This window comes from Brotaphodocola sp. (assembly GCF_050873365.1).
Classification (GTDB): Bacteria; Bacillota; Clostridia; order Lachnospirales; family Lachnospiraceae; genus Brotaphodocola.
On sequence record NZ_JBNMIQ010000008.1, the window covers coordinates 133,621 to 140,844 of the forward strand.

Consider the following 7,224-nt stretch of genomic DNA (forward strand, 5'->3'; position numbering starts at 1 on the left):
AGCAAGCGAAAAGGTGCTTACCTATTTTACCCATTAGACAAGAGCAATTAGATAAGAGTAATCAGACAAGAGTGATTTTGAAAGAGTGAGTTTTTCTTTGTGGCTGTTGCGATTATTGTGAGAAGGAATGGAACGGTTACGAAGTAATTAGAAAAAAGAGGAGGAAATCTGCATGGAGAAAATAACACTGGTTGAGGCACTTGACAGACGCAAAATTCTGCATAAGAGAATTTATGACAGAATTCAGCAGGCACAATTTGTGGAGTGGCATAAACACAATCAACCGGGTACTTCAGTAAAGAATCAGAATGTTACTGAATTTAAGGCGAATGCAAAAAAAGAATATCAAGGGATTCAGGAGCAGATTGCATATTATAATCGTCTGAATCAGGCAATCAGCAAGGCAAATGCGGAAAGTATGATTCAGACGAGTGTTGGTAAGATGAGTATCTCCGCAGTTGTAGTATTGCGCAACCGAATCCAGAACGGTGGTTCTTTGAAAGTTATAGATGATCGGACAGACTTTGAGGAAGCACTGGCTAAAAAAATGCAACTGGAGATGCAGGCAACACTTGCAGAAATTGACAATAAAAATGAAAAAATGATGGTGTCAGCTGACACAATGAGAAATTCCATTCTCAGCAAAGAGAATAAGGGCAAGGGAGAGGATGCCACTGCGCTTGCAGTTGTGGATACTTACCTGAATGGAAATCGAGCAGAGTTGATTGATCCGATTGATGTAGATCGGAAATGCACAGAAATTCGAGAGAAAATGGAAGCGTTGGTTGCAGAATTGAATATGAAATTAAAGATTGCAAATGCAACCGTTGAGATAGAAATCGCTTAAATGTTTTGCCTGCAAGGTGAAAATTTAGAACTCAGCCATTTCCCTATGGGAAATTACATAAAGAAGAGATAGCTCAGTGGTAGAGCAAAACAGCCCCATTTTGGTTTGCTGTTTATCACTGGTTCGATTCCAGTTCTCGAAAAAAAGAAAAAGTGGTAACTTTTATCTTGCAACTTTTTTTCTTCTTTTCGATTCGTGCTTTGGGATGATATGGATTTTATTTCTTGTGTTTGCTTTTTGGAGATAACAGGTGTTGGTGACGGCACTAAAATCCATGAGAACGGTTTTAAGCATGGCTGACTGGCTTTAAGTTTCCACATGGCTACCTTGCAGGCGATTTATTTTACTTGTAGGTAAGATTGATTTATGAACGAATAAAAAACTGGTATGAGATGGCAGAATTTTTGAAAATCATCTTGTAACAGTTTTTTTGTTTTAGAAGAATCGTAAAAATCGAAAATTAAACTGAAAGTTCAGTGAAAAAACGAAAAAACCTGATAAAATAGTGGTAGAAAAAGGAACCGAAGGATTCCATTCATAAAATGATTGGATTCACACAAAGAGATAAACAAAGACATAAGTATAAATAAAAAAGAATCAGGAGAAAAGAATAATGAGTAGAGAAGAGAATGTCGCTGTCTTTCAGGATACTTGTCAGTATTTTGAGAAACCGTTTTTTGCAGAGTTGATACAGGAATCGTTAAAGAGTCAGAAGATTATTTATGAGAATGAAAAAGTAGAAGTGGCATCAGAACCTCGTTTTGAGAAAAAGGCGGTTGTGCGGGTGAGTGAGGAGAAATCCTTCGAATCTGCAATGAAATACCGCGGAGAAAAGGTTTGTGTTCACAACTTTGCCTCGTTTACGAACCCGGGCGGAGGCGTTACAAAGGGATCGAGTGCGCAGGAGGAGTCGCTCTGCCGGGTTTCAACCTTGTATCCACTGCTTTCTGATAAAAGAATGCGGAATGGTTTTTATGAGAGACATCGCAGAATGTTGAGGGATGGAACCGTAAATGCGTCTTACAATGACGATGCTATCTATACGCCGGGAGTGATGGTTTTTAAGGATGATAATCGGATGTTGCTTTTGCCGAGAGATCAGTGGATGAAACTTGATGTGATCACACTTCCGGCACCAAATCTGCGCCCAAATCCGTCAAATATCTGGAATCCGGAGCCGTCAAAACCGTTGACTTTGACAGACGACGAACTGTTTGCGATTCACAAAAAGCGTGCAAAACGTTTGTTTGAGATTGCAAAGGAGGAAAAAACAGATGTCTTGATTCTCGGTGCGTTTGGCTGTGGTGCATTTCGGAATTCTCCGGAGGTTGTGGCAAGAGCCTACTACGAGGTGGTTCAGGAATATCTGTATGATTTTAAGGCGATCGAGTTTGCCGTTTATTGCTCCAAGCGAGACCAGCAAAAGAATCCAACCGGAAATAATTATGCTGTTTTTCAGCGGGAATATAAGAGATTTCAGCGCGAAAAGATGTTTGACTCTGCGAGAGCGTTTCTTTCGGAGGAGGATTAGGAAGTTGACGGATAGAGGAACGGTGGGAAAATAGAGTCTAAGTATGGAAAAAGGGTTTGCAGAAGATGTTGAAAATGTTGATCTGCAAACTCTTTTTCTTTCCAGAATTTTTTTCTGGAAAATATGGATGAAAGAAACTTTGTATAATAAGAGCAGAAAGAGAGGAAAAAGGAAAAAGAAAAAACAAAAAAATAAGGAATTGACTTTACAGAGAGGAGCAAAGAAAAATGAGAGATATGTTTTTTGATGAAAAGGATGAGTCAGAGTGGGAGAAAAAGTCAGAGTTTGCAATCTTTTATCAGGATGTAAAAGAACAGTATAGGGAGTCTGGGCGCTATATAGCGAAGAGAAAGCTTATTACGGGGGAGGATCAGATCGATGCTTTCACAGAGAAATATATGGAGACGCAGGCAGAATATTGGATTGCACTCTTATATTTAGCGTATAGGAAAGATGCGATGGATCGGGATGAACTTGTCAGAATCATGAAATATGATGTGCATGATGCCGATCAGTTTTTTGAGGAGTTTAAGGAACTTGCAGGGACTTCAAGTGTGCAGAAGAAAATCCAGAATCTTTCTGTGAATCAGGAAAATGGAATGTGGAGACTCGATTTTAGCGTTCTCAAAACGGAGTTCATTAACTTTAATATTGGGATGATCATGGAAAAGAAAGCGGATGTAGAAGTTCAGGTGGATGAGTGGAAAAAAGAATTGGAACTGGAGCGTGACAAGATTCGAGAACATGAACGACGCATTGAGGAGATTAGACGAAACATTCAGGAAGTGGAATACAACGTGGAAGCGAGAAAGAAGGCAAAAAAAGACGTAGAGACGGAGTATGTCAAAGCATATATGAGAGAACGGCAGAAACAGGAACGTGCAAATCAGGAAAGACCTTTTGCGCAGGAGACAGAATTTGTTTCGGATTTCCCATGGAACTGGTTATTGCCAATTGAAAATGCGAAGATGAAAAGATAATTAAGCAGGACAAAAAACAGAGCGTGCCGGACTATGGCGCGCTCTGAAAATAAATTCTGAATTAATCTGAATTAAATGGAATCAAATTCGTCACAGATCTCCTTTGACGGCGGTGCAGTCAGGAGGGAGACTACGACGATCGCAAGGGAGGAGATCAGGAAAGCCGGAAGCAGTTCGTAAATGTTTAAGATGCCTCCCATCGGGCGGACAAGGTACTTCCAGACGAAGACCATAACTCCACCAGCGATCATGCCTGCGAGTGCACCACTTAAGTTTGTCCGTCTCCAGAACAGAGAGAAGAGGACGAGCGGACCAAACGAAGCGCCGAAGCCTGCCCATGCAAACGATACAATCGCAAATACAGAGCTGTTCGGGTCCCATGCGAGGAAGACTGCAACCAGTGCAATGCCGACGATTGTCAGACGGGCACAGAGCATGGAAGTCTTTGCACTCATCTTGATTTTCAGGAAGTCCTGAAGAAAGTTCTGAGAGATGCCGGAGGCAGCGGTCAGAAGCTGGGAGTCCGCGGTCGACATCGTGCAGGCAAGAATTCCTGCGAGTACGACACCTGCGATCAGAGAAAGCAGGAAATTGTGCTGACTCAGCAGGTTTGCAAACTGGATGATGATCGTCTCAGACTCAGAGCTCTGGGTGAACAGCGGAACAGCACCTGCGACGGAAGCACCGTAGCCGATGATACCGATCAGGATTGCCACGCACATTGAGATCAATACCCAGACGCTTGCGATACGGCGGGAGAGAGTAAGTTTCTCCTCCTCCTCGATTGCCATGAAGCGCAGGAGAATGTGTGGCATTCCGAAATATCCAAGTCCCCATGCAAGCGTGGAGACGATCGTGAGAAAGCCATACGGGGATGCGGAGTTTGTTGCACGGTCATGAATCTGTGTCATCGAGAGATAACCAGCCATGGAGGAAGCATTCTGTACAACGGCATCCCAGCCACCTGCAAGGTGGATGCCATAAAACACGATGATAATCAGAGAGATCGTCATGACGATACTCTGAATCAGATCGGTCGTAGATACGGCGAGGAATCCGCCGAGAACCGTGTAGCCGACGATGACAATTGCTCCGACGATCATTGCCACATGGTAATCTACCTGATAGAGGCTCGAAAACAGTGTTCCGACAGCCTTGAATCCAGATGCGGTGTACGGGATGAAGAAGACAAGAATGGTGAGTGCGGAGATGCACATCAGGATATTCTTATCATCGCGAAATCTTCTTGAAAAGAAATCCGGGATCGTGATTGCATTGCATGCGATCGAGTAACGGCGCAGACGCTTGGCAACGAAGAGCCAGTTCAAATAAGTACCGACTCCGAGACCGATTGCCGTCCATCCGGCATCTGCAATTCCGGTTAAGTAGGCGACACCCGGAAGACCCATGAGAAGCCAGCTACTCATATCGGAAGCCTCTGCACTCATTGCGGTGACGAACGGTCCGAGTTTTCGACCGCCGAGATAAAACTCATCTGTGGAATCGCCACTTCCCTGTTTACTGAAATAAAATCCTACATACACCATTGCGACAAGATAGACGACAATGGAGATGAGAATTCCAATCTGTCCTGAAATCATAAAGCTATTTCCTCCTCATTCCCGCAGATCCATTTAAAATTATGAATAAATAGAAATCTTCAAGTTGTTGTGATCTGCAATGTTGAGGTCGATTATAGCATACAGTAAAGTAGACTACAATACAGAATAAAGTATAGAATAAAGACTGTACGATTTAATGATAAAAATCTAAAAATGCTATATTTTATATAGAAAAATAACTAGACGATAAATAAAAATATTACGAGAAAGAAAAATGTATTTTTTCGTAAACAATCTTTATAAATATAGAAGATATTTGAGAATCACAAAAAAGCCCTTCTCAGCTTTTTTCTGGGAAGAGCTTTTTTAAAGAAAGTGGTAAATTGGTGGATTGGTAGCAGGGAGGGATTCTAATACAAGAATCACGGATTACGGAAGAAAACTACTTAAGAAAGACGGAAAGACCTGGCGACTGTATTCTGCAAGAGAATATTCGCCGGAGCAGAGACACCAGTCGTAGAGCAGTGCCCGCTCAGCAAGTGCATAGAGCTTTACCATCTCGCTGACATTTAAGCGATGACTGAGCTGACCGTTATCCTGACCTTTCGCAATAATCTTTCTCAAGAGTTTGTAGTAAATTCGATTGTGATCGAGCAGATGCTTCTCCCCATTTGTTGTGAGCTGAGTGGAATAGAGGCGGGTCAGCAGATCAAGGGAGATGCTGTTTTCGATCATCCGAAAAAGTTCCTGATTGAGAAAGAGAAGTTGATCCATCGCGGTCATTTCATCGGTGAGCTGTTCCATCAATTCTTCATATTTCTCGTCAAAAATGGTGCTGAGTGTAGAGAGGAGAGCATCTTTGCCATCAAAATAATGATAGAAAGATCCCTTAGAAGTTTTCGAGAGATCGATGATCTCCTCCACAGTGGTATCCTCATAGCCCTGCTCATAGAAGAGTTTCCATGCTGCGCTGACGATTTTACCGCGCGTATTTCGTGTGTTTTTTTTAGCCATAGTAGTGATTATTCATTCCTTTATTTATTATTACGATTTAGATTTATTAGTAATGATTGATTCGGGTTGATTTTTATTATTTATTTTATAGTTTTATCAATCGTAACATAGCAAATCGAGTGAGTCAAGTAAACGCAATGCCGGAAAAGAAATATCGATTTACGTTACAGGAGATTGCCATGGGGAATTTGAATGGTTATTTTATCCGCAGTCGAGTTAGAAAAACTTATTAAAGTTTTCCATTTATTTTTTTCTGGAAAAAGGAGGACACATTTTTGTGATAGGATAAAACCAGAAAATGGTAGTGAGAGGAAGGAAAATGGATGCCAGTTTATTACAGCAATGGGGAGATCAAACAGGAGGAAACTGAGGCTCGCACAGGAAAAAACTATTATCTTGTTGACACAGAGAATCCTGGAAGTTCCGTGGTGACAAACCTTTTAAGGGAGGGCATGGAAAAAAGAGAGATCTACTTTTTCTATACTTCAAATTCGATCAAACCGGATTTTGAAATGGTAGAATGGATGATTCAATATTCCGAAAATATATACTTTGAAAAGTGTTTTTGTGGAGTAAAAAATTCACTTGATTTTCAGCTCGTCAGTTTTTTAGGAGCATTGATCCGCGAAAAAGGAATTCAGAATCGATATGTCATTCTCTCGAATGACGGCGGTTTTGATAGTGTCGTGGAATTTTGGAAGAGAAAAGGAGTCGACATTTTGCGGATCGGCCAAGGGGAAATTGGACAGTTGACGGAACCGGCTCATGAAGATGAAAGTGTTCCGAGTGAAAAAAAACTGACTGAATTTTCAAAATTTAGAGTTCTTCAGATTGCATCAACAGTGTTAGGAAAACAGTTCAAGGAACGAGGAATTTTTACAAAACATATTTCACAGATTGTTGATTATATATACGAACACAAGGATTACACGCAAAATGCGCTTGAATCGATAGTGGGTTGTGAGACCGCAAAAGAAATCTTGGAAAAAATTTCAAAAGAGGAAATTGATGCAATTATTCAAGAATCTTTTTCGCGGTATGCAGAATATAACTAAAAGAAAATTTAGGAAAAGTAGGACATGGCTGAATCTTGCAAGGCGAAATAGACCTTATCGTATATCGCATGTTGTCGTTATGAGAAAATATCACAAAAAGTCCAGCTAATAAATGTCAATAGATAAAAGAAAAAATATTTTTTCTAAGAAAAGGGCAAACTTGCCCCTTGGTGAAAATATCATCAAAAAAGATATTGATTCAGTAGGTGGTACTATTTTACGCAACTACGTTGCA

Annotated in this window: 7 protein-coding genes; 5 read left to right on the forward strand and 2 right to left on the reverse strand. The window is 41.0% G+C overall.

All coding sequences use genetic code 11. The features are described 5' to 3' along the window. Window positions 1–172: 172 nt before the first annotated feature. From ACR0QT_RS06270 to ACR0QT_RS06285, 4 genes are all read left to right on the forward strand, one after another. Entirely contained in the window at window positions 173–847 is a 675-nt protein-coding gene (locus ACR0QT_RS06270) for a hypothetical protein (protein ID WP_432629978.1), read from the forward strand. A gap of 613 nt (window positions 848–1,460) precedes the next feature. Then, window positions 1,461–2,378 (forward strand): TIGR02452 family protein, encoded by a 918-nt coding sequence (locus ACR0QT_RS06275; protein ID WP_432629979.1) that lies wholly within the window; start codon window positions 1,461–1,463, stop codon window positions 2,376–2,378. Window positions 2,379–2,421: 43 nt separating this feature from the next. Next, window positions 2,422–2,625, forward strand: coding sequence for a hypothetical protein (locus tag ACR0QT_RS06280; RefSeq protein WP_432629980.1), 204 nt, complete (start codon window positions 2,422–2,424; stop codon window positions 2,623–2,625). After that, window positions 2,606–3,358 carry a hypothetical protein gene (locus ACR0QT_RS06285; protein ID WP_432629981.1) on the forward strand — a complete coding sequence of 251 codons (753 nt, stop codon included), beginning with the start codon at window positions 2,606–2,608 and terminating at the stop codon, window positions 3,356–3,358. The genes ACR0QT_RS06280 and ACR0QT_RS06285 overlap by 20 nt, the downstream gene beginning before the upstream one ends. 71 nt (window positions 3,359–3,429) lie before the next feature. Here ACR0QT_RS06285 and ACR0QT_RS06290 read toward each other — a convergent pair whose 3' ends face one another. Together ACR0QT_RS06290 and ACR0QT_RS06295 are read right to left on the reverse strand one after the other, a co-directional pair. Beyond that, window positions 3,430–4,959, reverse strand: a complete 1,530-nt coding sequence (locus ACR0QT_RS06290; protein WP_432629982.1) for a sodium/proline symporter — start codon at window positions 4,957–4,959, stop codon at window positions 3,430–3,432. A gap of 390 nt (window positions 4,960–5,349) precedes the next feature. Further along, entirely contained in the window at window positions 5,350–5,934 is a 585-nt protein-coding gene (locus ACR0QT_RS06295; RefSeq protein ID WP_432629983.1) for a TetR/AcrR family transcriptional regulator, read from the reverse strand. A 323-nt stretch (window positions 5,935–6,257) separates the two neighbouring features. Between ACR0QT_RS06295 and ACR0QT_RS06300 the strand changes: the two genes are divergently transcribed. Continuing rightward, a complete protein-coding gene (locus ACR0QT_RS06300; protein WP_432629984.1) occupies window positions 6,258–6,989 on the forward strand; it encodes a PIN domain-containing protein in 732 nt (243 codons plus the stop codon). Window positions 6,990–7,224 lie beyond the last annotated feature (235 nt).